Source organism: Janthinobacterium amylolyticum (assembly GCF_051380655.1).
GTDB lineage: Bacteria > Pseudomonadota > Gammaproteobacteria > Burkholderiales > Burkholderiaceae_D > Janthinobacterium.
The window spans coordinates 288474-314775 of the sequence record NZ_JBNYXL010000008.1 but is presented as its reverse complement, the minus strand read 5'-3'; the positions used below and the strand labels follow the sequence as shown (position 1 = coordinate 314775).

Here is a 26302-nt window from a genome sequence, read left to right as displayed (position 1 = left end):
CGCGGCTAGATGAGCTGCAGCCAGCCCAGCACGGCGCCGCCCGCCAGCAGCCACAGCAAATGAATTTTCGTGCGCCAGATGAGGATGCCGGCCACGATGGACAGGCTCCACACGGGCCAGTCCGTGGCAAGATTGTGGTTGGCGCCGCCCAGGATCATGCCGGTGGAAATCAGCAGGGCGACGACGATGGGCGCCATGCCTTGCTTGAAGGCGCGCACGGCGCGCAAGTCGCGGTTGCGGTAGCCCCACTGGGCCGCCATGTAAGTCAGGGTCGTGCTGGGCAGCATGATGCCGACCATTGTCACCAGCACGCCCAGATACGCGGCCGCATAGCTGCCCGCGTTCATGCCCACGTTCCAGCCCATCAGGGCGACGAACAGCACGTTGGGGCCGGGCGCCGCCTGCGCGATGGCGATCGATTCATTGAACTGGGCCTGCGTCAGCCAGCCGTGCTGCTCCACCAGGAAACGGTGCATTTCGGAGGTGGTGGAGATGGCGCCGCCGATCGACATCAGCGACAGCATCAGGTAATGGCTAAACAGGTTCAGCCAGTCGCCCGTGCTCAGCACCAGCTGCAGCGGTGGATTCATGTGGAAAGCTTTCTATACGTCAACAGGCAGCCGATGCCGCCCAGGCCCAGCAGGATGTAGATGAGGGGCCAGCGGAGGATCGCCACCATCAGCACGCCCAGCACGCAGATGGACAAGGTCAGCCACAGGGGCAGCGGATGCTTGCCCAGCGCGGCGGCCAGTTTGACGCCCGTGGCGGCGATCATGCCGGCCGAGACGGCCGCCATGCCGCGCAAGGCGCCGGCCATCTGCGCATTGTCGCCAAAGCGCGTGTACAGCACGCCCAGCACGAGCACGATGACGAGGGGCACGGCCAGCATGCCGGCCAGCGCCGCCAGCGCGCCCTTCAAGCCGAAATAGCGCCCGCCCACCATCAGCGACAGGTTGACCACGTTGGGCCCGGGCATGATTTGCGCCACGGCCCAGTCTTCCAGAAATTCTTCCTGCGTCAGCCAGCGCTTGCGTTCCACCATCTCGCGCTGGATCACGGCCAGCACGCCGCCAAACCCCTGCAGGGCCAGCCAGGTGAACGAGAAAAACAGGTCGGCCAGCGAACTGGGCCGGGGGCGGGGAAAGTCGGTGCCGTCAGGCAGGGCGGGAGCGTCGGGGGCGGTCATGCCCGATTATCGCCGTGCCGGCTTCGCCTTGTCCATGTCTATTCCTGCAGCCGGTTTTTCGCGCCATGCCCGCGCATCAGGCGCCGCCGATGCCGGCAATGACCACGCCGGTGCCGGCGCACATGGGACAGGCTTGTCCGTCCGCCATGGCGCCCCGGCCCTGGCAGTGCGTGCAGACGTTTTCGCCCGTGCCCGGGGTACCGGGCGGCGCGATGTCGCCGGGATTTTTGGCAGGGTCGGGTGGTGTATTCGGCTTGGTTTCCATGTGCGTCTCCTCATGCCTGCGCCGCGCGACGGCGGCGCTATCCCATGGTAGGCGGGCGCCATGCGCCGTGTTTGATCTGCATAAGACGTGCGGCCTTGAATATCAGAAAAAAACTGCATTGCAATGGCTGGCTGGCATTGACATCGTGCGTTTATCGGCAATACTTTCGCTGTCACTTCCGCGCTGGCGTCCCAGTGCCGGTCCCCGCAGCCGCTTCCCGCCATGTCTGCATTTTCTCAGGAGTCATCCATCATGCCGAGTTCCACCGAAACCTTGCATATGCCCGTCACGCCCATGGTGCGCCATGTGCGGGTCGATCAGAAGATGTGCGATATCGTCAACCTGGGCATTGCCGTCCAGGCGGCCTTCAGTACCTTGTGCGCGCTGGAATACCTGAAGTCATACAATGTCGCACCCGAACTGATCGAAAGAGTGCTGCTGCATCCGGAGCAGCGCCGCCAGCTACTGCACTGACTGGTTGCCGTGGCAACTGTGTTGCCATGGGTCACTGTCGTACGTTGTTGAATTGATCATTACAGCTCAGTTATGCACAAATGATGGGCTAGCGAAATTGCTGAAATTATTTTCTCGTGATTATCTGTTAGATTCTAAGTCATTGATTTTACTCTGTTATTTTTTTGCTGTTTGATTGAGCAGTTTATTGAAAGCCGCACTGGCTGTGGCTTTGAGGCCTGTCAATAGGCGCTTATCCACAAAGATATCCACAGTCCGTGTGGATATCTGAAAAAGCGCTTAACAATCCGCCACTTAGATTATTTTGGCAAATCCGCGCGCGCCTGCGGCCATGGCGAAGCGCCAAAATGGGGCATCGCGCAAGCCTGTATGCCTATCCAGTGCTCTTGTTTTATGACTGAAAGTAGGCGGATGGTTCAGGGCGTGCCTGCCGGTGGCGCCGGTGGCGTGCCGTCGCGCTGGGCCAGCGCCGCGGCGAGGTCGGCCAGTTGCTGCTGCGCTTCGCGCAGGGTGGCATAGGTGCGCAGCGAGGCGATCACGGTGGTGAACAATTTGCGTGTCGTCAGGTCGGTCTTGCACCAGAAATCGTTGATGTCGTAATCGATGATGATGCGGTGCTCCAGCGCCTGGCCAGGCTGGCCCGTGCGCAGGATGATGCGCACTGCGCTGTTGTGCAGATCCTCGCGGATCTGGCGCGCCACTTGCAGGCCGGCATCCTGCGTTTCCATGATGACATCCAGCAGCACCACGGCGATATCGGGTGTGCCGCGCAGCACGGTGAGCGCCTCGGCGCCCGAATAGGCATGCAGAAAGCTCAGCCGGCGCCCCTGGAAGCTGGCCTGGCTGAGGGCGAATTTGGTGACCACGTGCACGTCGACATCGTCGTCGACGATCAGCACGCGCCACGGCGCCGGCGCATTGGCCGCGTCGGACGCCGCGCCGCCACGCGCCAGCGGTTCATCGACCAGCCAGTCGGGTTCGTCCGGTGCCTTGGCGCCGTTATCGGTATCCATAGTCATGCCATTATCCAGCGTTGATGGTGCCCATTCACTCCACACTATGCCAGTCCGCAAGGTTTGTCAAAACAATGCTGTTCTTGCAAGGCCATGCTTGCCCTTGATGCTCAGGGCGTCAAAAAATATATTTTGGTGTTGCTTGAGAAAGTTTGTTCAAGCGCAAATGCGGCATCACAAGTCGTTGATTTCATTGGGATAAAAAATTGCCTGTGAAATCAGCAAATTGTTGAAACCCGCATCAATACTGGTGTTGCGGCTTGTCAAGAGGGGCTTATCAACAACTTTATCCACAGTTGCTGTGGATATCTAAAAAAGCCGTGCAAAAACCGTGGCTTAGGGCGCGGCTGGCAGTGTGGCGCGCGGCACTCAAGCGGCCATGCCTTCGCCGCTCAGTTCGGCAAACGCCTGCAAAAAACGCTGCTTGGCTTCGGCCGGACCCATGGCGTCAATTATACCGGGCAAGGGGGCGATGCCGTCAAGGTAGGCCCAGCGCTCGGCCGAATGCGGCATCAGGTCGCGCTTTTCCGTGGCCAGCGCAATCAGGTCGGCCTGCTTGATGGGCGCGTAGTCGGAAAAGTCCAGGCCGTAGGTGGCGGCGATGATGGCGCTCACCTTGTCTTCCAGCGCGGCAAATTCCGGCAGCAGCACTTTCAATGGTTTCACCATGTCTCCCAGATAGGCTTCGGCCGCGTCGTGCAGCAGGGCCGCCAGGCGCATGCGCGGCGGCACCAGGCTGGCGACGATCAGGCTGTGCTGGGCGATCGAATAAAACACTTGCGTCTGGCCATTGAAACGGCACTGGTAGGCCAGGCCATGCGCGATGTCTTCGATGGCGACCTTGTCGATATGCGGGCGCAAGGGATAAAAACGGTTGCCTGAATAAGTGGAAACATAATCGGTGGTAATCATTGCCATGACAGGGTGCTCGGAACGCTGACGATGCTGCATCGTACACCCGATGCCGGCAGCTTGCCCCGGCCGCCGTGCGCCCGCCGCTTGGCGTCGCAGCCTATGCATCTTGGCATATCCTTTAATTTATTTCATATCATTCATTGTTCTTTCTCAAATACACTATCTCAATCTTGTTTGTCTGAAACTTAAATAGGGAGCAGGGCAATGACGGCGAAACCTTCGGCAAGACCTTCGTATATCTACCAGGGCGGTTCGGTGATGATGCACTCGCCGCTGCAATTGAAACAGTCGGAAATGTACGGGTATTTCGTCAAGGGCGACCTGGCCAAGCTGCAGGCTACCGTCAACACTACCCTGAACCAGGTGGCGGGCCAGCGCATGACCCTGAAAGCCCTGTCGCCGTATGTGATGCTGACCTTTACGCGCGTCAACCATGCGGACTCCGCCAACCCCGTCGACCAGGCCAAGGGCTGGATCACGGAAGTCGACATCGTCACCTGGATCATGGTCGGCCAGATGGATGACGCGGGCAAGCTCGCGCATATCTACTGGTACCCCTGCCATATTTTCGTCGACGACGCCATGGCCCTGATCAACGGGCGCGAACTGTTTGGCTACCCGAAATACTTGTGCGAATACGAGATTCCCGCCGCGGGCAGCGAGCCGCTGCGCTGTTCCGTCGCCGCCAAGGGCTTCCAGCATTTCTCACCGGAAACGAAACTGGCCCTGCACCCGCTGCTGGAAGTCAATGCCACCGTGCAGACGGGGCCGCACAAGCCCGTCAACAGTTTTTTGGAACTGATCGAGCAGGCCTTCAAGATTTTCCTTTCCATCCCCGACTTTTTCGACATGGACCAGGCCGGCTGGGCCGATATCCTGTCCCTGCTGCGCAATCCCCGCATCGACCAGATTTTCCTCAAGCAATTCCCCGACAGCGCGGGCGTGAAGGCCGTGTACCAGGCGCTGGTGGCCGCGCCGGCCGAAATCAACCGCCTGCACAGCGCGCGCCTGCTCGGCTATGAATATGCATGCACGGTGCACGCCTTCGACAGCTTCCCGCTGGACCAGACCCTGGGCTTGCAGCTGGGACCGCAGGCGGCCATCCTGCCGTTCAACGTGAACTTCGATTTCACGGCCATGCCGGGCGAGGAGCTGGTCGACAATTCGCAGATCGCACCAGAAAAGATCGCCATCCTCGGCGGCGGCGTGGCGGCCATGACGGCCGCATATTATCTGACCAACCAGCCGGGCTGGCAAAACCAGCATGCCATCACCGTGTATCAACTGGGCTGGCGCCTGGGCGGCAAGGGCGCCAGCGGACGCAATGCGCAAGCGGGCCAGCGCATCGAGGAACACGGCCTGCATATCTGGTTCGGCTTTTATGCCAACGCCTTCAAGATGATCAAGGAAGCTTACGCCAGCCTGGAGCGTCCGCCCGGCGCGCCGCTGGCCACCTGGCGCGACGCCTTCAAGCAGCACGATTACGTGGCCCTGTCCGAGGACGTGAAGGGGCAGTGGCGCAACTGGTCCATCGTCTTCCCCACCTTGCCGGGCGAGCCGGGCGAGGGCGGCGAAGACATCACCCTGTGGCAGATGGCCGTGGCCATGGTGGGCTGGATCGAGCAGTGGATACGCCAGATCCGCCAAGTGGCCGATGCCGACGCGCGCATCGTGCGCGCCAGCGCCTCGCAAGGTGAGGGAGTGTGGCCGGGCTGGCTGCGCCGCCTGGCCGATGAAGTGGTGGGGCAGGCCGATGAACTGGGGCTGGACGTGGGTCTGTCCGTGGGCGCGCTGGTGGCGCTGGTGGCCGACCTGGCGCCCGATTCCACGCGCCATGACCAGGCCCGCCACCAGCTGCTGGCCAGCACCCTGAACGGCATCCGCGCCTGGCTGCGCCTGCGCTACCGCGCGCTGATCGACGGCGACGATGAATTGCGCCGCCTGTTCATCTGCCTGGACCTGGGCATCACCGTCATGAAGGGCATGTTCCAGGATGGCGTGTTCAAGAACGGCTTCGACGTCATCAACGATATCGACTTCCGCGACTGGCTGCGCAAGCATGGCGGCGACGAGCAGTTCAGCGTCAACTCGGCGCCCGTGCGCGGCTTCTACGACCTGGTGTTCGCCTACGAGGGCGGCGATTTTTCCAAACCGAACATCGAGGCAGGCACCCTGCTGCGGGCGATGGCGCGCATCGGCCTGGCCTACAAGGGCGGCATCATGTTCAAGATGCAGGCCGGCATGGGCGACACGATTTTCACGCCGCTGTACGAAGTGCTGCAAAAACGGGGGGTGGAATTCAAGTTCTTCCAGCGCGTGGAAGAACTGGTGCCGGGCGCGGGCGACATAGCCAGCATCCGCATCACCGAGCAGGTGCAATTGAAGGATCCGGCCGAAGGCTACGCGCCGCTGGTGAATGTGAAAGGCCTCGATTGCTGGCCCAGCGCGCCCGATTACGCGCAGCTCGATCCCGCGCAGGCGGCCCTGCTGCAGGAAAAAGGCGTCAACCTGGAGTCGTACTGGAGCGACTGGCCGCAGCAGTACCAGCAGGCGTTCGGCCAGCCGCTGCCTGTCACCGTCCTGAAGAAGGGCGTCGATTTTGACAAGGTGGTGTTCGGCATTTCCATCGGTTCGCTGGAGGCGCTGTGCCCGCAGTTGCTGGCGCACAGCCCGGCCCTGCGCCTGACGACCGAGAAGGTGAAAACGGTGGCCACGCAAGCCTACCAGGTGTGGCTCAACAAGAACCTGTCGCAGATGGGCTGGACCACGCAGCCGCAAGGCCAGCAGCCCGTGCTGTCGGCCTTCACGGAGCCGTACGACACGTGGGCGCCGATGGACCAGTTGCTGGCGCACGAAGACTGGCCGGCGGGGCTCGAGCCAAAAAACGTTTCCTACTTTTGCAGCGCCTTCCCCGTCGACAGTTATCCACCCGTGACGGACACGGGCTTTCCGGCCCGCTGTGCGGAAAAGGCCAAGCAGGGCGCGCTGCACCAGCTGGAGCGGGAAATCGGTGCCCTGTGGGCCGAGGCAGGGGCACCGGGCGCGTTTCCGTGGCAATGGCTGGTCGATGCCAAGGCCGGCACGGGGCCGGCGCGTTTCGACAGCCAGTACTGGCGCGCCAACGTCGACCCGTCCGAGCGCTACGTCATGTCGGTGGTGGGCAGCACGCAGTACCGCCTGGCCACCGACCAGTCGGGCTTCAGCAACCTGTTCCTCACGGGCGACTGGATCAGGACGGGCATCAACGCGGGCTGCGTGGAGGCGGCCGTTATGGCCGGCATGCAGACCTCGCGCGCCATGACGGGCTATCCGGCCGTGATCCAGGGCGAGACGGATTTTTAACCTGCCCTTATGATGGCGTTTCATCGTCCCTGCGCGAGCCTGCCCATGAAACGCCTGCTGCTTTGTCTGGTCTTCCTTCCCCTGCACGCCGGCGCCGCGCCGGCCGGCGCGGTTCTGCTGTGGCCCGGCACGCCGCCCGGTGGCGCGGCGCCCGGCCCGCAGCGCGACAGCGCCAAAGGCTCGATCACCCAGGTCGAGCAGCCCTACCTGCTCGTGCACCGCCCGGCGCGGCCAAACGGCGTGGCCATCCTGCTGGCCAGCGGCGGCGGCTATGCGCATATCGAGGCGGGCAAGGAAAGCGGCCCGGCCGCCGCCTGGCTGCAGGCGCAGGGCATCACGGCCTTTGAGCTGGTGTACCGCTTGCCGCAGGAAGGCGGCGGGGTGGACGCGCCGTTTCAGGATGGCCAGCGCGCCATGCGCCTGATCCGCGCGCGCGCCGCCGAATGGAAAATCGAACCGGCGCGCATCGGCATGCTGGGTTTTTCCGCCGGCGCGCACCTGGCCGGCATGACGGCCGTGCAGCCGCACGCCGTGCGTTATGCGCCCGTCGATGCGGCGGACAAGGTGTCGGCGCGGCCCGATTTTGCCGTGCTGCTGTATCCCGTGCTGACCATGCAGCCGCCGTTCGACACGACGCATGCGAAAAAGGAGCTGCTGGGCGCGCATCCGGCGCAGGCCGCGCGCGACGCCATGTCGGTCGAGCTGCAGGTAGACGCGCAAACGCCGCCCGCCTTCATCGCGCAAGCCCTCGATGATCCGATTGCGCCGCTCGAAAACAGCCAGCTGATGGCCAGCGCCCTGCACCGCGCGGGCGTGCCCGTGGAACTGCACCTGTTCCGGCACGGCGGCCATGGCTGGGGCCTGGGCAAGCCGGGCAGCGAACCGGCCGCCTGGCCGCAGCTGCTGCTGGCGTGGCTGCAAGCGCACGGCTGGATGACGGCGCCCTAAGACGTGCTGCCGGCGTGTTCTTCCAGGTCGCGCCGCGCCACGTCCAGCGCTTCCTGCAGTTGCGGCAGATACTGCTCGACGTTATCGAGCTGGCCGTTCGACGCCAGCGTTTCCATCTGGTGGCACAGGCTGTGCAGGGTGGGGCGGCTCAGGTAGCCGGCGCTGCCTTTCAATGCATGAAAAGCGGCGGCCGCGGCGCTGGCGTTGCCATTGCGCACGGCGTGGCAAGCCAGGTCCAGACGCCGTGGCGCTTCCATCAAGAAGGCTTGCGCGATGCGCTGCAAGTGCTGCGGCGACAGGCCCGCCAGCGGCAGGATGTGCACGGGCACGCTCATCGGATCGACGGGCGGCGGCGTGTCCGGTGGCGCGGCGCTGGCCGTATCCAGGCCGAACTGGCGCGCCAGCGCGTCTTCTTCGGCCGGCAGGGCCGGTGGCAGCGCCTGGCCGCGCGCCAGCAGCAGGTCGATGATGGCGTCGATCTTTTCAAACAGCAGCGCTTCATCGACAGGTTTGCTGAGGAAGTCGTCCATGCCGGCCGCCAGGTAGCGCTGGCGGTCATGTTCGCTGGCGTTGGCCGTCAGGGCGATGATGGGGATGTGCGCGTCGGGAATCGGGAAGTGCGCATTGCCGCCGTCGCGCACCAGGCGCGCGGCCTGCTCGCCGTCCATCAGCGGCATGCGGCCATCCATCAGCACGCAGTCATAGGCGCCGGAGCCCAGCGCGCGCAGTGCTTCTTCGCCATTGTCAACGATGCTCACGGCATGGCCCATGGCTTCGAGCAGGGTGCCGATGATGATCTGGTTGGTGCGCACGTCTTCTGCGCACAGGATGCGCAGGCGGCAGGCGTGGCGCGCGTGACGCGGCAGCTGGCGCGCATTCGCGGCCGGAGCGCTGCCATCGAGCAGTGGCAGGCTGAAATGAAAGCGCGAGCCGATGCCGACCCGGCTTTCGACGCCGATGCTGCCGCCCATCAGTTCGACCAGTTCCTTGCAGATGGCCAGGCCCAGGCCCGTGCCGCCATAGCGGCGCGTGGTGGAATGGTCGGCCTGTTCGAACTTCTGGAACAGACGCGGCAAGGTGTCGGCATCGATGCCTGGCCCCGTGTCGCTGATGATGAATTCGATCTGGCTGCGGCCATCGCCGCGCGGCGGCGTGCGCGCGCGCCGCACCTCCAGCAGTACCTCGCCGTTCGCCGTGAATTTCAAGGCGTTCCCCAGCAGGTTGATGAGGATCTGGCGCAGGCGCGTGGGATCGGCGCGCACATAGCGGGGCAGGTCGAGCGCCAGTTCGCGGCGTAGCAGCAGGCTCTTGGCGTCGGCCTGGCCCTGCACGATGCCGGCCGCGTCGCCGACCAGGGCCAGCAAGTCGAAGTCCAGCGTTTCCAGGGTCAGCTTGCCCGCGTCGATCTTCGAGAAGTCGAGGATGTCGTTGAGGATGGTCAGCAGCGATTCGCCATTGTGCAGGCCGATGCGCAAATATTCCTGCGTGCGCCCGCGAACCGACTGGTCGCGCAGGGCGAATTTCAGCATGCCGATGACGCCGGCCAGCGGCGTGCGGATGTCGTGGCTCATGGCGGAAAGAAAATCGATGCGGTGGCGGCTGACCACTTCCGCGTGCTCCTTGGCCGTCAGCAGGGCGTCGTTGCTGAGGGTCAGGGCCAGGGTGCGCTCGCGCACGCGCTGCTCCAGGTTGTTGCGCAGCAGCCGGATCTGGTCGGCCAGGGCAAAGGCCAGCAGCAGGCCGTCCAGGGTGCCGCCCAGCAGGGTCACCAGCTGGGCGTTGGCCACCATGGCCGGCATCAGGCCCAGGTTGGCCGGCAGGATCAGGAAACCGGGCAGCATGAGGGCGACGAAGGCCAGCACGAAAAAGCGCGCCGGCTGGTAGCCGTGGCGCCAGACAACGATGCCGCAGGTCAGCGCCAGCAGCATCCAGATGGTGATGGCGATGGTGGCCAGCGCATGCGCATATTGCAGGGCGAAGAAACAGCTGGGCAGCAGCAGCAGGGGCAGCACCAGGTTGATCTTGCTGATGCGGTAGAGCAGCGGCGAGTAATTGCGCAGGTGCAAAAAATGCATGTAGAACAGGGTGCTGAAGACGGGCAGCAGGAAGAACGGCACGTAATGCAGCTGCAGCATGTGCCAGTCGAACAGGTCGGCGAAGACATGGAAAGTCATGGCCCAGGCCAGGCCATAGGTCAGCACATACAGCGCGTAATACGCCGAGGCTTTTTCCAGGGTGATGGAAAAGATGAAGAAGTTGAACAGGCCCAGCGCCAGCAGGGCGCCGATGGACGCGACCATCAGGAAATTCTCTTTTCCTACCAGCTTGCGGTAGTCCTGCTGCGTCTTGACGCCAAACATGGGCGCGCGCGCGTAATACGGGCTGGAAAAGCGGATCAGGATGGTGTACGTGGCGCCCGGCTGCAGCTGCACGTTTTTACCATAGTGCAGCAGGTACTCGTGCGGGCGCTGGTAGCCCGTCAGCAGGGTGCGCGGTGCGTCGTGCTGGCCGGGGCCATACACATGCATGTCGACCAGGTCGATCAGGGTATCGTTGGGATCGATGACCCAGGCCGTCTCGCGCGTCTCGTTGCGCACCTGCGCCAGCAGCCAGTAGGCGCCGCCGAACAGGTCGATGTCGGTGGTCGGGCGCTGCTGCGCCAGCCACGCGGGCAGGGCGGCCGCATCGGCGGGCGCGGCCGTGTCGCTGGCCAGAAACAGCCGTGCGCCGCTGCCCAGGCTGTGGATGCCCTGCATGCCCAGGGACAGCGGCAGGCCCGGCGCTTGCGCCGCGCTGACCAGTCCCAGCAGGCCGAACAGGCCGAACAGGCACAGCCACCGGCCTAGCCACGCGCTGACGCGAAAGCTGGAAGCGCTGTGGCTGGACGGTGGCGGATGGGCTGGCATCGGGGAGTCGGTTGGTGGTCGCGCAAGGCAGGGCGGCGATTGTGCTTGGGATCGCTCATTTTAATCGACTCTTGGTGACGCACGCTCAATTTCATCGCCTGCAGGCAGGCTGCCGATGGCCACCGCGGCCGGCTCCGGTATCATGTGGCTTTTTCGTCCGCGAGTCATGCATGCTTAGTCCCGACCAGTTCCTGGCCTTCCTGGCCGCCGCCGTCCTCATCACCGCCAGCCCCGGTCCCGACAACCTGATGGTGCTGGGCGTGGGCATGTCGCGCGGGCGGCGCCAGGGCATGGCGTTCGGCCTGGGCTGCGCCCTTGGCTGCCTCACGCATACCTTGCTGGCGACCATCGGCGTGTCGGCCCTGCTGGCCGCTTCGCCCACGGCCTTTACGGCGCTGAAGGTGGCAGGCGGCCTGTACCTGGTGTGGCTGGGCATCGGCGCGCTGCGCAGCCGGGGCGGCGCAAAAGTCGATGGCGCGGCGGCCTTGCCTGACGAATCTCTGCTGCGCCTGTTCGGCAAGGGGCTGTTCGCCAACAGTATCAATCCGAAAGTCGTGCTGTTTTTCCTGTCGTTCCTGCCGCAGTTCATCGTCGCGGGACGGGGCGATGCCAGCTGGCAGACGGCGCAGCTGGGCCTGGTGTTTACGGCGCAGGCTTGCGTGCTGTTCAGCCTGCTCGGCTACTTTTCCGGCGCCGTCGGCACCTGGCTGAACCGCCGCCCGCGTGCCGGCCTGTGGCTGGACCGCGTGGCCGGCGGCATCTTCATTGCCCTGGGCTTGCGCCTGATCCTGGCGCGCTGATCTGCCGCCGTGCCGTGATGCGAAACGCCAGTTCCATCTGGTCCTGCACGGCCATGGCGCCGCCCAGGATGGCGAACGGCACGATGCCGAAATCGCTCTGCTTCAACAGCAGGCTGCCGCTGGCCTGCAGGCTTTTTCCGTCAGTCGTTTCCTCGATCCGCACGGGCAGCTGCACCGAGCGGGTCACGCCATGCAGGGTGATGTCGGCGTCCAGCAGCGCGCTGTCGCCCGCGCGCCGGGCGTCGACACGCCGGGCGTCGACACGCACCCACGGATAACGCTCCGCATCGAGCACGCGCACCAGCATGTTGTGGCGCGTGCCGGCGATGGCGTCGGCCGATGGCGTGCTCGTCAGCCCAGCCGCCTGGCGCAGGCCCTCTTCATCCACACGCATTTCATCGAGCCGGAACTGGAAGGCGGCGCGTCCCTGCGCGGGCGCCACCACGCCTTGCAGGCTGCGGCTGGCGATCACATGGTCGTGCCCCAGGCGCGCCAGCGCGCCGCTGCGGCGCACGGTAATGGTCAGCAGGGATTCCTGCGGCACGATGTGCAGCGCCTGCGTGCCGCGCCGCAGCCAGGCTGGCGTCTGCGTGGCCGCCATGGCTGTTGTATCGGCCGCGGGCGCAGGCGGCTGCGCGGCGGGCGGCGTGGCGAACGGCGAGCAGGCCGCCAGCAAAGCACCGGCACAGGCATAAGCGCAGGCATGGACCCAGGCGCGCAGCGCGCTGGGGTGGACATGTTGCATCGGTGACGGCTGCTGGCGTGGCATGGCAAAGGCTCGATAGGCGCAAGGCGCGATACGGCCATAGTAAGCGATCCACCCTGCCAGGCGATAGTCCCGAGTGCGCCGCGCGCGGCTGGGCGATTACAAATTTCCCTCGACAAACATCAGGATGGCGCCTGCCACGGCTTGCGGCGCTTCGCGCTGGGGGAAGTGGCCGATGCCTTCGAGCAGCACGCGCTGGTACGCTCCGCTGAAATGGTGTTCGCGCCCGGCCGAGCTGTCCGGATGGTTGCAGCTGTCGGCCGCGCCATGCAGCACCAGGGTGGGAAGATGCAGCACGGGCGCCGGCTGCAGCAGCGCTTCGTCGGCAGCGTAGGCTGGGTCGCCCTCGACGAAGGCCCAGCGGTGGCGGTAGGAATGCAGCACCACCTCGGCCCAGTCGGGTCCGTCGAACGCCCGGCTGGCCTGCGCGAAATCGGCTGGCGCATACCAGCCGGCGGGCGACCAGCTGTCCCACATCATGCGGGCAAAGGCGTGGCGGTCAAGCTCGACGGCTTGCCGGCCCCGGGGCGTTGCCATGAACCAGTGGTACCAGTAATTGCGCGCCTGCCGGTAAGACAATGCTTGTCGCGGGTCATTCGTGCCATAGCCAACCGACAGCATCACCAGGCCGCAGGCCGCATCGTGGCGCAGGCCGCAGGCGTTGGCGACGGCGCGCGCGCCCCAGTCATGGCCCACCAGCAAGGGTTGATGCAGTTGCATGGCATCGATAAAGTCGAGCAAGTCGCGTCCCAGCGCGGCCAGCTGGCCGCTGCGCGGCGTGTCCGCGTGGCGAAAGCGCGTGGGCGCGAAGCCGCGCAGGGCGGGCGCCAGCACGCGGTAGCCGGCGGCGGCCAGCGCCGTGGCCGTGGCGGCCCAGCTTTCCGGACTGTCCGGCCAGCCGTGCACCAGCACGGCGCAGCGCCTGCCGGACGGGTTCCATTCCAGATAGGCCACATCCAGCAGCGGGGTGGCGATGTAATGATAGTCTTGCATGGCATTCCTGACGAATTGAAGTGAGGAATTCATGGTAGTCCCGGTAAACTGTTTGATTCGTGAGGAATTCATCGATATTATGCACATATCTTGATGAGTTGGGGAGCCTGATGCACGCCTTGCCGGCAATCACCCTGGACATCGTCCTCTTGCGCAGCCTGCTCGAAGTGGTCGATGCGGGCGGCTTCGCGCTGGCTGCGCAAAACCTGGCGCTGACACCGTCGGCCGTCAGCGGACATATCAAGCGCCTGGAACACAGTGCCGGCAAACAATTACTGACACGCACGACGCGCAGCCTGGAACTGACGGCCGCCGGCGAAGTGCTGTACATGTATGCGCGCAATATCGTCGACCTGGAGCGCGAAGCGCGCGCCCGGCTCAGCGGTGCCGCCGTGCAGGGACGGCTGGTGCTGGGCGCGTCGGAAGATTTCGCGGGCACCTGGCTGCCGCAAGTGCTGCAAACCTTCCAGCGCTGGCATCCGCAGGCGTCGATCGAATTGAAGGTGGGCATCACGGCCGACTTGCTGCGGCGCCAGGCGCATGAACAGATCGATGTGATTTTCGGCAAGCAATGCAGCCGTACGGAAGCTGCGGGCGAATTGCTGTGGGCAGAACCTCTGGTGTGGGCCTACGCGGCCGGGCGTGCGCCTGATCCCGGACTGCCAGTGCCGCTGGCGCTGTTTCCCGCGCCTTGCGTCTACCGCGAAGCGGCACTGGCCGCATTGGCGCAGGCGGGGCGCGCCTGGCGGCTGGCGTTTGACAGCGGCAGCATGGCCGGCTGTGTGGCGGCCGCGCTGGCCGGCTTTGCCGTCACGCCCGTGGCGCGCAGCCAGCTGCGCGACGGCTTGCGCGTGCTGGGCACGGAAGAGGGCTTGCCGGCGCTGCCCGATGCGCGCTTTTACGCATTCCCGCGCAACAATACGTCGGCCGTGCGGGCGCTGGTGGACACCGTGCGTGGCGCGGGGCAGCGGCAGCAATTCCATGCGCGATGACTGATTTTCTGAAAAACTGGCAATGAAAGCGCCGATGTTTAGCCTGCGTCATATGCCCGTCATATGCCGCTGTTATGATGCTTTCGTTGGCACACAGCATGCATTGCGCACATTACTACGCTCCGGGAGCGATAGGATGCAGGCATGACTCAACAGCTTAGCCGGTGAGCTCAACCATCGGCACCAGACACGTCAAACTTGTTTTGACAGCAATGAATGCAGGGCAGGGAACAGGAAAAACGGACATCAGGCCGGGGATTTAATGAAGTCCTAAGCCTGCCGCGAAGAAGGGCTGGCATAGTGGATACATGGCGCACGGAAACCCCGGGCCCAAGGTTGCCGGACACCTCAATGACCGGCACGATTTCCGCTGTGTTGGTTTTACCAGCGTTCCCAGTTTATCCCTGCGCTCTGAAACAGCGTTTCAACCGGCTGCCGCGACTAGCGAAGCCGGTTTTTTTTTGCCTGCCGTTTTCTCCCTGCTGGCGCAAGCCGACAACATCGTCAGCCCATGCCGCTGGCCTTGTCGGATGACGCGCTCGCGCTAATCCGACCTGGCTGCTGGCATACGTCGGCGCAGGTCGGCGTAGGTTGCCGTAGATCAGTGCAGGTCGGCGTAGGTCGGCGTAGGTCGGCTTAGCCCAACGGGCGTAAGCCGACAACATTGTTGGCCCAAGCCGTCAGCCCACAACATCGTTAGCCCAAGCCGCTGGCCTTGTCGGATTACGCGCTCGCGCTAATCCGACCTACCCGGCTGCTGGCGTACGTCGGCATACGTCGGCGTAGGTCGGCTTAGCCCAACGGGCGTAAGCCGACACCATTGTTGGCCCAAGCCGCTCAACTCGACTGCTGCGCCAGCCACGCATCGATGGCCGGCAGGCGCTCCGTACGTAGCTTGATGCGCCAGGCGATGCCGGCCACGGCGCTGTCGGCGTCGCCGCGCGCGCCATCGGGCAGGTTGGCTTGCGCATAGGCTTGCAGCTTGGCGATCATCTCGGGTTGCGCCGAGCCGGCGGCCAGGCGCGGGAAATAGCGGCTGCGCGAGCTGGCGTCGACGCGCGCATTGACTTGCTCCAGGTGCGCCAGCGCGAAATCGAAAGCCAGTTCCGGATGCGTGCGCGCCACGCGCGAAATCATGGCGGGACTGTTGGTCACGCCCGGCTCATCCGTCAGCGCCAGGGCCAGGGCGCGCTGCGCCAGTGCCGTGTCGTCGCTGGACGCCAGCAAGTCGTACAGCTGGTTCTTGATCAGCGGCGTCTTTTCCTCGCGCGCCCTGGCGTGCAGTTGCTCCCACGTGGCGCTGTCGGCATGCTGCGCCACTACGCCCAGGATGGCGCGGCGCAGCGGCGCCGGCATGGCGGCCACATCTTGCTCACCGGCCTGTTCGCTGGCCGTGTAGCGGCGGCGCGCTTCGGCCAGCACGCCGGGTTCGCCCATGTCGCCGAGGATGGCGATCAGCTGGGCGCGCAGGGTGGCCACGCTGGACGCTTCGCCGGCGCGCGCTTCCCAGCCCGTCTGCGCCATCATCGGCGCCAGGCGCGCCATGGCGTAGCGGCCAAACGCCTGCTGGCGCGCGTCGTCTCCCGCATATTGCTCATACAGGCTGTTCAGGGATGCAGCCACCTTGCCCAGCACTTGCGGGTCGGCCGACAGCGGCGTGGCTTTCACCAGCTCGAGGAAGTCGGACGGCGCCTGCAGGCCGGCCATGCCCAGCGACTGGCTGTCCGCCAGCAGGCCCAGTTGATCAATGGGCGCCAGGCGCGCAAAGCTGGCTGCCAGTGCGCGCGTGTTGGCCGGGGCGTACAAGGTGCGGTAGTAGCCGCTCTGGCCCGCGTTCACCAGCAGGGCGCCGCAGCCCGGCACGTTCAAGGTCGCCTTGCCATTTTTCACCAGCACCCTGGCCTGTTTGGCGCTGCCGACCGTCGAGGCGATGACGGGCACTTGCCACGACAGCGGTTTCTTGTCCGCCTGGTCCTTGGAAAATTCCGTCTGGCGCAATGTCACGCGCGTGCTGCCCTTGCGGCACACGGCGTCGCTCACCCTGATCATCGGCACGCCGGGCTGCAGGGTGAAATCATGGGCGATGGCGCTGACGGGTTTGCGGGCCGCCGCGTCGACTTCGCGCCACAGGTCGTCGGAGACGGTATTGCCATACGCGTGCTTGCGCATGTAGCTGCGCACGGCCGTGCGCCAGGTGTCCGCGCCCACGTAGGCTTCAAGCATGCCGATCACCGCCTTGCCCTTCTGGTAGGTGATGCCGTCGAAGGCCTGGCTGGCCTGTTCCACCGTGGCGATGCGCTGGATCACCGGGTGCGTGGTGCGCAGCGCGTCCTGGCTCATGGCCGACTCGCGTCCGGCAACGTTGGCCAGGGCCGTGTTCCACTCTGGGTGCAAGCGCTGCGTGGTGCGCCCTTCCATCCACGAGGCAAAGCCTTCGTTGAGCCACAGGTCGTCCCACCAGCGCATGGTGACCAGGTCGCCGAACCACTGGTGCGCCATTTCATGCGACAGGGTGGTGTAGATGTTTTCCTTGTCCGCCTGGGTCGAGATGGCCGGGTCGAGCAGCAGGCCGTATTCGAAAGTGAAGACGGCGCCCCAGTTTTCCATGGCGCCGAAGAACTGGCTGCGGCCAGGCGCGGCGATGTTGTCGAGCTTGGGCAGCGGGTAGCGCACGCCGAAATAATCGTTATATTCGCGCAGCAGGGCGGCTGACTCGTCAAGCGCGAAGCGGCTTTGCGCCAGCGCGCCTTTCTTGGTGATGACGCCGATCTCCGTGCCCTCGCTCATTGCCGTGGCCCGCTCGAAGTCGCCCAGGCCGAAGAACAGCAGATAGGTCGACATGCGCGGCGTGGTGGCGAAGTACACATGCTTCATGCCATAACCCATCTCCTCGCTGCGGGCAATCGGCATGTTGCCGACAGCCATCTGGCCGCTCGGCACGACCACGTCGAGATCGAAAGTGGCCTTGTAGTCCGGTTCATCCCACGATGGCAGCATGCTGCGCGCGTCCGAGTTCTCGAACTGCGTGTACAGCGCGCGCTTGCGGCCTTCTGGCGTATCGTAGTCGAGCGAGAACAGGCCCGTCGCCTGCGTGCCGATCTTGCCGCTGTAGTCGATGCGCAGCAGGTACTCGCCCTTGTCCAGCGGCGCGGCGAAATGCACGGTGGCCGTCTGCTTGTCCGCATCGAAATCGATCTTGCGCGTCACCTGCTTGCTGCCGCCCGCGCCTTCGATGGCGGCGGCGGGAAACGCCAGGTTCAGCGCGTTGAAAGTGATGCTGGCCGTCGGCTTGTCGATGGCCACCTTGATGGCGACCTGGCCCTTGAAGGTGGCCGCGGCGGCATCCGGCATGATTGACACGATGTAGTGCAAAGGCCGCACGCCGCGCGGCAGCTGCGTGGTGGTGCCGGGGGCATGGCTGGCCGAGAGGTACCTGGCCTTGACGGGTGCGGCGTGGGCCGCATTGGCCACGCTGGCGCCGCTGATGGCGGTGGCGGTCAGTGCCAGGACGGCGGCGGCCAGCTGGCTGCGGCGGATACGGGGAGTCGGAGTGCGATGCATGGTAGGCCCTGAATACATGGAATTAACGCCCGCTGGCCGGACAGGCCGCAGGCGTGGCTGACGGTGGCGGGACCTCGCTGGAGCTGTCGGCCAGCGTTCCCGTCCAGCAATCTAAGGCGAAATGGGGGCAAAGTCAACGCGCCAGGGGCGCCGCAGCGCGACCGGGCGCTGGTATGATGGGCGCCTGATCATCCGCCGGGAGTACGCATGATTGATTTGTATACGGCCGCCACGCCCAATGGCCACAAGATTTCCGTCGCGCTGGAGGAACTGGCGCTGCCCTACACCTTGCACGCGCTGGAGCTGTCGCAGCATCAGCAAAAGGAAGCGTGGTTTTTGGCCATCAACCCGAATGGCCGCATCCCGGCCATCGTAGACCGCGCGAATGACGATTTCGCCGTCTTCGAGTCGGGCGCCATCCTTGTCTACCTGGCGGAAAAGACGGGCCAGCTGATGCCGCAGGATGCCAAGGGCCGCTCGCGCGTGATGCAGTGGCTGATGTTCCAGATGGGCGGCGTCGGTCCCATGATGGGGCAGGCGAATGTGTTTTACCGCTATTTCCCGGAAAAGATCCAGCCCGCCATCGACCGCTACCAGGGCGAGAGCCGGCGTTTGCTGCGCGTGCTCGACACGCACCTGGAACAGCACGAATACCTGGTCGGCGATTATTCGATTGCCGACATCGCCAACTGGGCCTGGGTGCGCACGCACAAATGGTCGGGCGTGGCCATCGACGACATGCCGCATCTGCGGCGCTGGCTGGCCGCCATCTACGCGCGCCCGGCGGCGCAGCGCGGCATTCTGCTGCCGCCGTCGCCCATCGACAGCGATGCCGATGCCGCCAGCACGGCTGCCTTTGCCGCGCAGGCGCGTGCCATCGTCGAAACGGGCAAGCAGCCATCCTGATTTTCAACCAACATAATAAAGCGAGACCCAGCACATGAAACTGTATATCAGCCCCCGCACGCCGAACCCACGCCGCGTCACCATGTTCATTGCCGAAAAGGGCATCACCGGCATCGAGGAAGTGGCGCTCGACCTCATGGCGGGCCAGCACCGCGACCCCGCTTTCCTGGAAAAAAATCCCATGGGCCGCGTGCCGGCGCTGGAGTTGCCGGACGGCCGCGTGCTGGCCGAGACGCGCGCCATCTGCACCTACCTGGAAGGCGTGCAGCCGCAGCCAAACCTGATGGGCGAGGGCTTTGAAGAGCGTGCTTTCATTGAAATGGCCGACCGCCGCGTGGAACTGCATCTGTTCATGGGCATCGCCAACTGCATCCGCCACAGCCATCCGGCCCTGGTGGCGCTGGAAAACCCGCAGTTCCCCGACTTTGGCGCGGCGCAGGGCAGCAAGATGCGCGAGACGGCGCAATGGCTGGACCAGCTGCTGGCCAGCCAGCCCTACATCGCCGGCGAACGGTTTACGATCGCCGACATCACGGCCTTCTGCGCGCTGGAATTCGCGCGCGGCCTGATGAAATACAAACCGGGCGCGGAAGGACTCGCGCACCTGCAAGCCTACCGCGACCGCATCGCCGAGCGCCCCAGCGCGCAGGCAAAGTAGGGCATTTTGTCGTCGCGCAGGCCGGATTGGCGGTACGCGTAATCTGATACCGCCACCGGGTTGGGTCAACAATGTTGTCGGCTTACGGCCGTTGGCGGTGCCATGCGAGGGTACGCAGGTTGGATTAGCGGCGTAGCTGCGTAATCCGATCACACCACCGGGTTGGGTCAACAATGTTGTCGGCTTACGCCCGTTGGGCTAAGCCGACCTACGCCGATCTACGCCGGCCTACGGCCGATGGCGGTGCCATGCGATGGGCACGTAGGTCGGATTAGCGGTACGCGTAATCCGACAATACCACGGGCGTACGCCAACAATGTTGTCGGCTTACGCCCGTTGGGCTAAGCCGACCTACGCCGATTTACGCTGGCCTACGCTGGCCTACGGCCGATGGCGGTGTGAGATGCGATGGGTACGTAGGTCGGATTAGCGGTACGCGTAATCCGACGACACCACGGGCGCAGGCCAACAATGTTGTCGGCTTATGTCGACCTACGCCTACCGATGGCGATCCACCGCTTTACTTCAGCTGCTCCTGCAGGAAGGTGTAGGTCAGTGCCCACATCAGCGCCTGCTGGTCGTTGTTGGCGGCGCCGGCATGGCCGCCTTCCGTGTTTTCCCAGTACAGCACGTCGTGGCCTTGCTCTTCCATCTTGGCCACCATCTTGCGCGCGTGGCCGGGGTGGACCCGGTCGTCGCGCGTGGATGTGGTAAACAGCACGCGCGGGTATTTCTTGTCCTTGAAGACGTTCTGGTATGGCGAGTACTTGCTGATGTACGCCCATTGTTCCGGCACGTCCGGGTCGCCATATTCTCCCATCCACGAGGCGCCCGCCAGCAGCTTGTTATAGCGGCGCATGTCAAGCAGCGGCACCTGGCTGACGACGGCGTTGAACAGGTCGGGACGCTGGGTCAGCACGGCGCCCGTCAGCAGGCCGCCATTGCTGCCGCCCATGATGCCCAGGTGGCGCGGGGTGGTGATCTTGCGGGCGATCAGGTCCTGCGCCACGGAGATGAAGTCGTCATACGCGCGCTGGCGGTTTTCCTTCAGCGCCGCCTGATGCCAGCGGGGGCCGAATTCGCCGCCACCGCGGATGTTCGCCAGCACGTACACGCCGCCTTTTTCCAGCCAGGCCACGCCGGTGGTGCCGCTGTAGCTTGGTTTCAGCGACACTTCAAAGCCGCCGTAGCCATACAGCACGGTGGGATTGCTGCCGTCGAACTTCGTCTTCTTGTTCATGATGGCGAAATACGGCACCTTGGTGCCATCCTTCGACGTCGATTCGAACTGTTCCACCTTGTAGGGCGTGGCGTCGTAGAAGGCCGGCAGCGACTTGATTTTCGTGCGCTTGTCGCTCTGCGCCGTGCCCAGGTACAGGGTGGTGGGGTTGAGGAAGTCGGTCACCGTCAGGAAGTACTGGTCCGAATCGACCGGGTCGAGCGCGTTCGTCGCCAGGGTGCCCAGTTTCGGCGCGTCGACCTCGCGGCGCAGCCACTTGCCGTTCACGTGGCGCAGTTCCGTCAGGCGGTTTTTCACTTTATCCAGGATGGTCACGAGGATGGCCGATTTGGTCGGCGTGACATTGTCCAGCGACGTCGTCGCGGTGGGCGCGAACAGCACTTCCAGATCCTGCTTGCCCTGCATGAAGGCCTTGAAATCGGTGGCCAGCAGGGCGCCTTGCGGATAGGTCTTGCCCTTGACTTTCCAGTCCGAGCGCAAGGTGATGATCAGCTGGTCGCGCACGGTGAAGGCCGTGGCATCGTCCGGCTTCGGCACTTTTGTCAGCTTGGCGCCGTCGCGCAGGAACATCTCGCCGCTGTAGAAATCGATCTGCCGTTCGATGAACTGGTGTTCGTGGCCGGGTGTGAAATCCTTGTAGGCTGCCGCGCTCAAGTCGTCGGCCTTGGCTTCATATACGGTTTGCGCCTGCGGCAGTGGCGTGCCGCGCTGCCACTGCTTGATGATGCGCGGGTAGCCGGAGCTGGTCATCGAGCCGGGGCCGAAATCGGTGGAGACGAACAGGGTATCCTGGTCGATCCAGCTGACGCTGCCTTTCGCTTCGGGCAAGGTGAAGCCGCCATCGACGAAGGCGCGCTTGGCCACGTCGTATTCGCGCACCACCTTGGCGTCGCCGCCGCCGCGCGACAGGGAAATGAGGCAGCGTTCGCCCTTCGGATACAGGCATGACGCGCCGCCCCAGACCCAGTTTTCATTCTCGCCGGCGGCCAGCTGGTCGAGGTCGATCACGGTTTCCCAGGCTGGCTCGGCCAGCTGATACTGCGCCAGGGTCGTGCGGCGCCAGATGCCGCGCACGTGCTGGGCATCGCGCCAGAAATTATAGTAATACTCGCCTTCCTTGCTGACGAAGGGAATGCGCTCTTTTGAATTGAGGATGGTTTTCAGACTCGCCTGCAGCGCCGCGAAACCAGGCTGGCTTTCCAGTTCCTTGACGGTGACGGCATTGTGCTGTTTGACCCAGGCCAGCGGCTTGTCGCCGAGGACTTCTTCCAGCCATTGATGGGGATCGGTATTGGCGGCGGCGGGGGAGGGGGCTTGTGCGTGGGCAATGCCCGCTGCGGCCAGGCCGAGCAGCATGCTGCTGGCGAAGGTACGATATGACGACATGTAGGATTCCTTGATGGTCCGGGTGGAAGCCGTGTTGCTGATCAAAACGGCGCATTCATGGTGCCATGGATTGCTCAAGGGAACCAGTGTCAGGTGGATATCAGTAAAGGAGTGGCATGTTTTTCCTATAATATTCGCCATGCCTGCGCCAGACCGTATTTTCTGCGGCAAGGGGCGCAGGCGGCGTATGTTAATTTCGTGCCTACAGGAAAGTACTAGCCCGGCAGCCTGGCCACCACCTTGATCTCGAACTGGAAACCGTACAGCCAGGTGACGCCCACGGCCGTGACGGCGGGATGCGGCGCCACGCCCCAGTATTCGGCCTGCACGATATCCCAGATGCGCTGGAAAGTCGCTTCCGGGTTGACGATAAACACCGTCACGTCGACCACGTCGTCGAAGGTGCAATCGGCGGCGTGCAGGATGGCGTTCAGGTTCTCGAAGGCCAGCCGGACTTGCGCTTCCAGTTCCGGTTCCGGCGAACCATCCGCGCGGCTGCCCACCTGGCCCGAGACGAACAGCAAGCCACCGGCCCGCACGGCGGGGGAATAGCGGTTCTTTTCATACAAGGCCTGGCGGCCTGGCGGGAACACCACGTCGCGTTGCTGCGTGTTGCGCGTGTTTGTCTTGCTATCGTTCATTGTATTGCTCCTGTGTTGATGGCGATCGTCTGTGGCCAGACTGGCCGCCTGGAACACACTGTAGCCTTCCGCACCGTGCAGATAAACAGGCAAGTGCCCTCAAGACTGTTTGTATAATTCAAACAATCGAGTGAAGGAGGTGGCGATGGACAAGCTGGATGCGATGCGGGTGTTCGTGCGGGTGGTCGAGACGGGCAGCTTTACCCGCGCGGCCCAGACCTTGCACATGAGCCGCACGAGCGTGACGCAGCTGGTGCAGCAGCTGGAAGCGCGGCTGCGCCTGAAATTGCTCAACCGCACGACGCGCAAGGTCAATGTCACGGCCGATGGCGCCGCCTATTACGAGCGCATCGTGCCCGTGCTGGCCACCCTGGACGAGATTGAAACCACCCTGCCCGGCGCCGCCGCGCTGCCCCGTGGCCAGCTGCGCGTAGATGTGCCCAGTCCGTTCGCCAGCCTGCTGCTGGTGCCGGCGCTGCCGCGCTTTCACGCACGCTACCCGGACATCCAGCTGGACCTGGGGGCCAGCGACCGCATGGTCGATGTGATTGGCGACAATGTCGACTGCGTGATCCGTGGCGGCGAGATACGCGACCAGTCGCTGGTGGCACGCAAGATCGGCGACTTGCAACTGGCCGTGTATGCGGCGCCCGCCTACCTGGCAAGAGCAGGCACGCCTATCCATCCGGAGCAGCTGCACGAGGCACAGCACCGCATCGTGCGCTTTCGCTGGGGGCGCGATGGCACTTTCCCTGCCGTGATGCAGCACGGCGGCACGCGGGTAACGATAGCAGGCCAGCACATTCTGTCCATCGACGATGGTAACGCCTATCTGGCGGCAGGGCTGGCGGGCCTGGGCGCGTTATGGCTGCCCGACTACATGGCCAAGCCCCATGTGGCAACCGGGGCCTTGCTACCCCTGTTCACGGAGTGGCAGATTGCACCGATGCCGCTGTATCTGGCGTATGCGCCCAAGCGCCACGTCAGCAAGAAGCTGCGCGTCTTCATCGACTGGGTGCTGGAATTGATGGCAGAGCATGCGCCGCTAGTGTCGCAGTTGCCGCCCGCCGTGGCCTCGCGTGCTACATCGGCGGCTCCTTCCACGGCTGCTGATCAGACCGCTGAACAGGCAGCTGATTGACCCAGACGGGCGCCGACCAGACGAGATTGCCGTCGTCCTGCGTCAGGCGTACATAATAGAAATGCGGACCGGGCGCCGGCGTGACGGTGACGCTGGCCTGGTCGGCGATGGCCGTGACGGAACCGTTGCCGCCCGGTACGCCGTGGAAGATGGCGACGGCCGCCGCCTCGCGTCCGGCGCTGTTGCTGAAATGGGTGGCCAGGTGCAACGGCCCCCGGTTGTCGAAGCGTTCGCCCATCAGTTTGCCGTTGGCCGTGAACAGCAGCTGTGCATGCTTGTCCATGGTGGCAAACACGCGGCGTGCGCGCAGCGCTTCCAGGAAACTGTCGCGTGTCAATGCCTGCGGCGTAGCGGTGCCGGTGGCGCCCGCTGGCATGCTGGACACCAGCACGGCCGTGCGGTTGCCATACGCGGCGCCCCAGTTGGCGCAGTGATTGTCCTGGTTGCTGCTGAGTGCCACGTGGTAGCCGGCCGCCAGCGCACGGTTGCAGGCCGCCTCGTAATTGCTGTGCCGTGTTTCCGTTTCGTGGTCGTTGGTGGAAAACGCGGACGTGTTCATCACTTCGCACAAGACCATGGCCGCGTCGCCATCGGCCGTGAAACCCAGCGGCTGGCCATTCACGAGAAACTGTCCCGCAGACGCAGGATGGTTGAACTGGCCCAGCCAGCCCCGTGTGCGCATCAAGCTGTACAGGGCGGCGTAGCCGCCCTTCGGCGTGTCGATATCGGCCAGCAGTTCACCGCGCCCGTTCCTTTCCCAGCCCAGCAACTGGTCGCTGTTCAGAATATTCAGGTGCCCGCCCTTGTTGATGACGCCCCATTCCATGCCGTACAGGGCCAGGAAGCCAGGGTGGGCGGCCGAATACGCGGCCGCTTCGGCCAGTCCAGTCTGGTACAGGGCCTTCGCTTCAGACGGTTCCGCCGCGCTGTTGGTGCCGTCGGAACCGTCATACATATGATTGTGCTCGGACGTCAGCAGGGCGTCGAGGCCATGCTGCTGCGCATATCGATAGGCATCGATGGGACCGAACGGCGCTGTTTGCGGTTCCTGCGCGCCACGGCAAGCGTCCAGCGCCGCGCCGCCATCGCTGTGGCGCGTCTGGCTGTGCAGGTTGGCATGAACGATGCGGTAGTCGGCCTGGCCCTCAAGGCCCGGCAGTTGCTGCATGCCGGCCTGGAAGGCGGGAACGCTGGGCGCCGCGCTGCGCTCCCGCTGCACCTGGATTTGCCATCGCTGCTCCACTTGCTCCGCTTGCGCCGCCTGCTCCCCTTGCTCCCCTTGCTCCTCATGCGTCCCCTGCGGCGTGCCCGCATCGGCCACGGCAAGCAAGCGCAGCTGGTACATGCCGTCAGGGACCAAGGCACGGCGTTCGCGCGCATCGGCGTCCGCGCGGCCATCCCAGGGCAGGCGGATGCTGCGGCCGCTGGCGCCCACCTGCTCCGTGCCCGACCAGCGCCGCAGCACGGCGCCTTGCGGACCGGGACCGGACAAGGTCAGGCTCCAGCGCACCGCATGCAGGCGCCCGCCATCGGGAAAGTCCAGGCGCACGATAAAGGTGCGTGCCTGCGTTGCCCGTGCACCGGCTGTGGCGCGGAATGGCGCTTGCACGGTGGCATCGAGTTCGCTGTGTTCCTTCGGCTCGGCACCGGCTTGGGCTTGTGCTGCCGCGCTGCTGCTCCAGGCAAACAGGACGGCGCCGACGCACGCGCACGCCATCCGTGGCATTTGGCGGTAATGTTGGCGCCGATGTTGCTGCCAAGCTAGCCGCCAGGACATGCCTTCTGACGGCTTGCTCATGCACTTGCTGATTCGCCTCCTTACTGGCTCGCGCACCTGATTGCTTGCTTGATCGCCGCTCTGATCGCTCACCTGATCCTCCCGGCAAGTTATCCAATAACTATTTAGACCAGCCAGCAACCCCGCCAGTTCCCGCTTGCACCAGGAAGTGGCGTGCGTGCACCGTCAGCTACCATGATCTGGCGCAAAGGCAGTGCTGATAAGGACCCTAGCCCCTGCGGTGAGCTGGCACGGCGTTTGCTACACAGGAGGTACGGATCAACGGCGATCCCCTGAATAAACGCACAACGGTCCAACGACGGACCACCTGGACAACGGCGTCCGCCCTGGCTGATTTTTCATCGGCAGGGGCGGGCGCCGTTTTGTTTTAT

The 26302-nt window shown here is 64.5% G+C and carries 20 protein-coding genes; 8 read left to right on the top strand and 12 right to left on the bottom strand.

The window, feature by feature from the left end:
- Positions 1 to 5: 5 nt before the first annotated feature.
- The 3 genes from ACQ4WR_RS18940 to ACQ4WR_RS18930 all read right to left on the bottom strand — a co-directional run bounded on the left by ACQ4WR_RS18940 (position 6) and on the right by ACQ4WR_RS18930 (position 1451).
- Positions 6 to 590, bottom strand: a complete 585-nt coding sequence (locus ACQ4WR_RS18940; RefSeq protein WP_436489182.1) for a chromate transporter — start codon at positions 588 to 590, stop codon at positions 6 to 8.
- Positions 587 to 1186, bottom strand: a complete 600-nt coding sequence (locus ACQ4WR_RS18935; RefSeq protein WP_436489180.1) for a chromate transporter — start codon at positions 1184 to 1186, stop codon at positions 587 to 589. Before ACQ4WR_RS18935 ends, ACQ4WR_RS18940 begins: the two co-directional genes overlap by 4 nt.
- Positions 1187 to 1262: 76 nt before the next feature.
- Positions 1263 to 1451, bottom strand: coding sequence for a hypothetical protein (locus ACQ4WR_RS18930; protein ID WP_102295987.1), 189 nt, complete (start codon positions 1449 to 1451; stop codon positions 1263 to 1265).
- A gap of 252 nt (positions 1452 to 1703) precedes the next feature.
- On the opposite strand from ACQ4WR_RS18930, the gene ACQ4WR_RS18925 reads away from it, so the two are divergent.
- Positions 1704 to 1925 (top strand): hypothetical protein, encoded by a 222-nt coding sequence (locus ACQ4WR_RS18925; protein ID WP_102295988.1) that lies wholly within the window; start codon positions 1704 to 1706, stop codon positions 1923 to 1925.
- A 416-nt stretch (positions 1926 to 2341) separates the two neighbouring features.
- Here ACQ4WR_RS18925 and ACQ4WR_RS18920 read toward each other — a convergent pair whose 3' ends face one another.
- The gene (locus tag ACQ4WR_RS18920) at positions 2342 to 2944 is read right to left on the bottom strand and encodes a response regulator (RefSeq protein ID WP_436489177.1); all 603 of its coding nucleotides are present in this window, start codon (positions 2942 to 2944) and stop codon (positions 2342 to 2344) included.
- Between the two features lie 363 nt (positions 2945 to 3307).
- Entirely contained in the window at positions 3308 to 3856 is a 549-nt protein-coding gene (locus ACQ4WR_RS18915) for a phosphohydrolase (RefSeq protein ID WP_102295990.1), read from the bottom strand.
- 201 nt (positions 3857 to 4057) lie between these two features.
- On the opposite strand from ACQ4WR_RS18915, the gene ACQ4WR_RS18910 reads away from it, so the two are divergent.
- Together ACQ4WR_RS18910 and ACQ4WR_RS18905 are read left to right on the top strand one after the other, a co-directional pair.
- The gene (locus ACQ4WR_RS18910) at positions 4058 to 7195 is read left to right on the top strand and encodes an NAD(P)-binding protein (protein WP_436489175.1); all 3138 of its coding nucleotides are present in this window, start codon (positions 4058 to 4060) and stop codon (positions 7193 to 7195) included.
- 45 nt (positions 7196 to 7240) lie between these two features.
- A complete protein-coding gene (locus ACQ4WR_RS18905; RefSeq protein ID WP_436489173.1) occupies positions 7241 to 8143 on the top strand; it encodes an alpha/beta hydrolase in 903 nt (300 codons plus the stop codon).
- Here the strand turns inward: ACQ4WR_RS18905 and ACQ4WR_RS18900 are convergent.
- A complete protein-coding gene (locus ACQ4WR_RS18900; protein ID WP_436489171.1) occupies positions 8140 to 11049 on the bottom strand; it encodes a hybrid sensor histidine kinase/response regulator in 2910 nt (969 codons plus the stop codon). The genes ACQ4WR_RS18905 and ACQ4WR_RS18900 overlap by 4 nt on opposite strands.
- Before the next feature lie 170 nt (positions 11050 to 11219).
- Between ACQ4WR_RS18900 and ACQ4WR_RS18895 the strand changes: the two genes are divergently transcribed.
- Entirely contained in the window at positions 11220 to 11849 is a 630-nt protein-coding gene (locus ACQ4WR_RS18895; RefSeq protein ID WP_436489169.1) for a LysE family translocator, read from the top strand.
- On the opposite strand, the gene ACQ4WR_RS18890 is transcribed toward ACQ4WR_RS18895, so the two are convergent.
- Both ACQ4WR_RS18890 and ACQ4WR_RS18885 read right to left on the bottom strand, forming a co-directional pair.
- Positions 11812 to 12594, bottom strand: coding sequence for a YceI family protein (locus ACQ4WR_RS18890; RefSeq protein WP_436489167.1), 783 nt, complete (start codon positions 12592 to 12594; stop codon positions 11812 to 11814). The genes ACQ4WR_RS18895 and ACQ4WR_RS18890 overlap by 38 nt on opposite strands.
- A gap of 120 nt (positions 12595 to 12714) precedes the next feature.
- Positions 12715 to 13608, bottom strand: coding sequence for an alpha/beta fold hydrolase (locus ACQ4WR_RS18885; protein ID WP_436489165.1), 894 nt, complete (start codon positions 13606 to 13608; stop codon positions 12715 to 12717).
- A gap of 110 nt (positions 13609 to 13718) precedes the next feature.
- Between ACQ4WR_RS18885 and ACQ4WR_RS18880 the strand changes: the two genes are divergently transcribed.
- The gene (locus ACQ4WR_RS18880) at positions 13719 to 14600 is read left to right on the top strand and encodes a LysR substrate-binding domain-containing protein (protein ID WP_436489163.1); all 882 of its coding nucleotides are present in this window, start codon (positions 13719 to 13721) and stop codon (positions 14598 to 14600) included.
- 837 nt (positions 14601 to 15437) lie between these two features.
- Here the strand turns inward: ACQ4WR_RS18880 and ACQ4WR_RS18875 are convergent.
- Complete coding sequence (locus ACQ4WR_RS18875) at positions 15438 to 18161, bottom strand: M1 family metallopeptidase (RefSeq protein ID WP_436489161.1); 2724 nt, start codon at positions 18159 to 18161, stop codon at positions 15438 to 15440.
- 207 nt (positions 18162 to 18368) lie between these two features.
- On the opposite strand from ACQ4WR_RS18875, the gene ACQ4WR_RS18870 reads away from it, so the two are divergent.
- The gene (locus ACQ4WR_RS18870) at positions 18369 to 19067 is read left to right on the top strand and encodes a glutathione S-transferase family protein (RefSeq protein WP_436489159.1); all 699 of its coding nucleotides are present in this window, start codon (positions 18369 to 18371) and stop codon (positions 19065 to 19067) included.
- 34 nt (positions 19068 to 19101) lie between these two features.
- Positions 19102 to 19725 (top strand): glutathione S-transferase family protein, encoded by a 624-nt coding sequence (locus ACQ4WR_RS18865; RefSeq protein ID WP_102296001.1) that lies wholly within the window; start codon positions 19102 to 19104, stop codon positions 19723 to 19725.
- A gap of 520 nt (positions 19726 to 20245) precedes the next feature.
- Here the strand turns inward: ACQ4WR_RS18865 and ACQ4WR_RS18860 are convergent.
- Together ACQ4WR_RS18860 and ACQ4WR_RS18855 are read right to left on the bottom strand one after the other, a co-directional pair.
- Positions 20246 to 22351, bottom strand: coding sequence for a prolyl oligopeptidase family serine peptidase (locus ACQ4WR_RS18860; RefSeq protein ID WP_436489157.1), 2106 nt, complete (start codon positions 22349 to 22351; stop codon positions 20246 to 20248).
- A 215-nt stretch (positions 22352 to 22566) separates the two neighbouring features.
- Entirely contained in the window at positions 22567 to 22992 is a 426-nt protein-coding gene (locus tag ACQ4WR_RS18855) for a RidA family protein (protein ID WP_102293180.1), read from the bottom strand.
- Between the two features lie 145 nt (positions 22993 to 23137).
- On the opposite strand from ACQ4WR_RS18855, the gene ACQ4WR_RS18850 reads away from it, so the two are divergent.
- The gene (locus ACQ4WR_RS18850; RefSeq protein WP_436489155.1) at positions 23138 to 24133 is read left to right on the top strand and encodes a LysR family transcriptional regulator; all 996 of its coding nucleotides are present in this window, start codon (positions 23138 to 23140) and stop codon (positions 24131 to 24133) included.
- Here ACQ4WR_RS18850 and ACQ4WR_RS18845 read toward each other — a convergent pair.
- On the bottom strand, positions 24075 to 25859 hold the full coding sequence (locus tag ACQ4WR_RS18845) for a CehA/McbA family metallohydrolase (protein ID WP_436489153.1): 1785 nt from the start codon (positions 25857 to 25859) through the stop codon (positions 24075 to 24077). The genes ACQ4WR_RS18850 and ACQ4WR_RS18845 overlap by 59 nt on opposite strands.
- Between the last annotated feature and the right edge of the window lie 443 nt (positions 25860 to 26302).

Bases quoted from the DNA above. Each gene is read 5' to 3' on its own strand.
- ACQ4WR_RS18940 (WP_436489182.1), bottom strand. From the start codon at position 590: ATGAATCCACCGCTGCAGCTGGTGCTGAGCACGGGCGACTGGCTGAAC.
- ACQ4WR_RS18935 (WP_436489180.1), bottom strand. From the start codon at position 1,186: ATGACCGCCCCCGACGCTCCCGCCCTGCCTGACGGCACCGACTTTCCC.
- ACQ4WR_RS18930 (WP_102295987.1), bottom strand. From the start codon at position 1,451: ATGGAAACCAAGCCGAATACACCACCCGACCCTGCCAAAAATCCCGGC.
- ACQ4WR_RS18925 (WP_102295988.1), top strand. From the start codon at position 1,704: ATGCCGAGTTCCACCGAAACCTTGCATATGCCCGTCACGCCCATGGTG.
- ACQ4WR_RS18920 (WP_436489177.1), bottom strand. From the start codon at position 2,944: ATGACTATGGATACCGATAACGGCGCCAAGGCACCGGACGAACCCGAC.
- ACQ4WR_RS18915 (WP_102295990.1), bottom strand. From the start codon at position 3,856: ATGGCAATGATTACCACCGATTATGTTTCCACTTATTCAGGCAACCGT.
- ACQ4WR_RS18910 (WP_436489175.1), top strand. From the start codon at position 4,058: ATGACGGCGAAACCTTCGGCAAGACCTTCGTATATCTACCAGGGCGGT.
- ACQ4WR_RS18905 (WP_436489173.1), top strand. From the start codon at position 7,241: ATGAAACGCCTGCTGCTTTGTCTGGTCTTCCTTCCCCTGCACGCCGGC.
- ACQ4WR_RS18900 (WP_436489171.1), bottom strand. From the start codon at position 11,049: ATGCCAGCCCATCCGCCACCGTCCAGCCACAGCGCTTCCAGCTTTCGC.
- ACQ4WR_RS18895 (WP_436489169.1), top strand. From the start codon at position 11,220: ATGCTTAGTCCCGACCAGTTCCTGGCCTTCCTGGCCGCCGCCGTCCTC.
- ACQ4WR_RS18890 (WP_436489167.1), bottom strand. From the start codon at position 12,594: ATGCAACATGTCCACCCCAGCGCGCTGCGCGCCTGGGTCCATGCCTGC.
- ACQ4WR_RS18885 (WP_436489165.1), bottom strand. From the start codon at position 13,608: ATGCAAGACTATCATTACATCGCCACCCCGCTGCTGGATGTGGCCTAT.
- ACQ4WR_RS18880 (WP_436489163.1), top strand. From the start codon at position 13,719: ATGCACGCCTTGCCGGCAATCACCCTGGACATCGTCCTCTTGCGCAGC.
- ACQ4WR_RS18875 (WP_436489161.1), bottom strand. From the start codon at position 18,161: ATGCATCGCACTCCGACTCCCCGTATCCGCCGCAGCCAGCTGGCCGCC.
- ACQ4WR_RS18870 (WP_436489159.1), top strand. From the start codon at position 18,369: ATGATTGATTTGTATACGGCCGCCACGCCCAATGGCCACAAGATTTCC.
- ACQ4WR_RS18865 (WP_102296001.1), top strand. From the start codon at position 19,102: ATGAAACTGTATATCAGCCCCCGCACGCCGAACCCACGCCGCGTCACC.
- ACQ4WR_RS18860 (WP_436489157.1), bottom strand. From the start codon at position 22,351: ATGTCGTCATATCGTACCTTCGCCAGCAGCATGCTGCTCGGCCTGGCC.
- ACQ4WR_RS18855 (WP_102293180.1), bottom strand. From the start codon at position 22,992: ATGAACGATAGCAAGACAAACACGCGCAACACGCAGCAACGCGACGTG.
- ACQ4WR_RS18850 (WP_436489155.1), top strand. From the start codon at position 23,138: ATGGACAAGCTGGATGCGATGCGGGTGTTCGTGCGGGTGGTCGAGACG.
- ACQ4WR_RS18845 (WP_436489153.1), bottom strand. From the start codon at position 25,859: ATGCCACGGATGGCGTGCGCGTGCGTCGGCGCCGTCCTGTTTGCCTGG.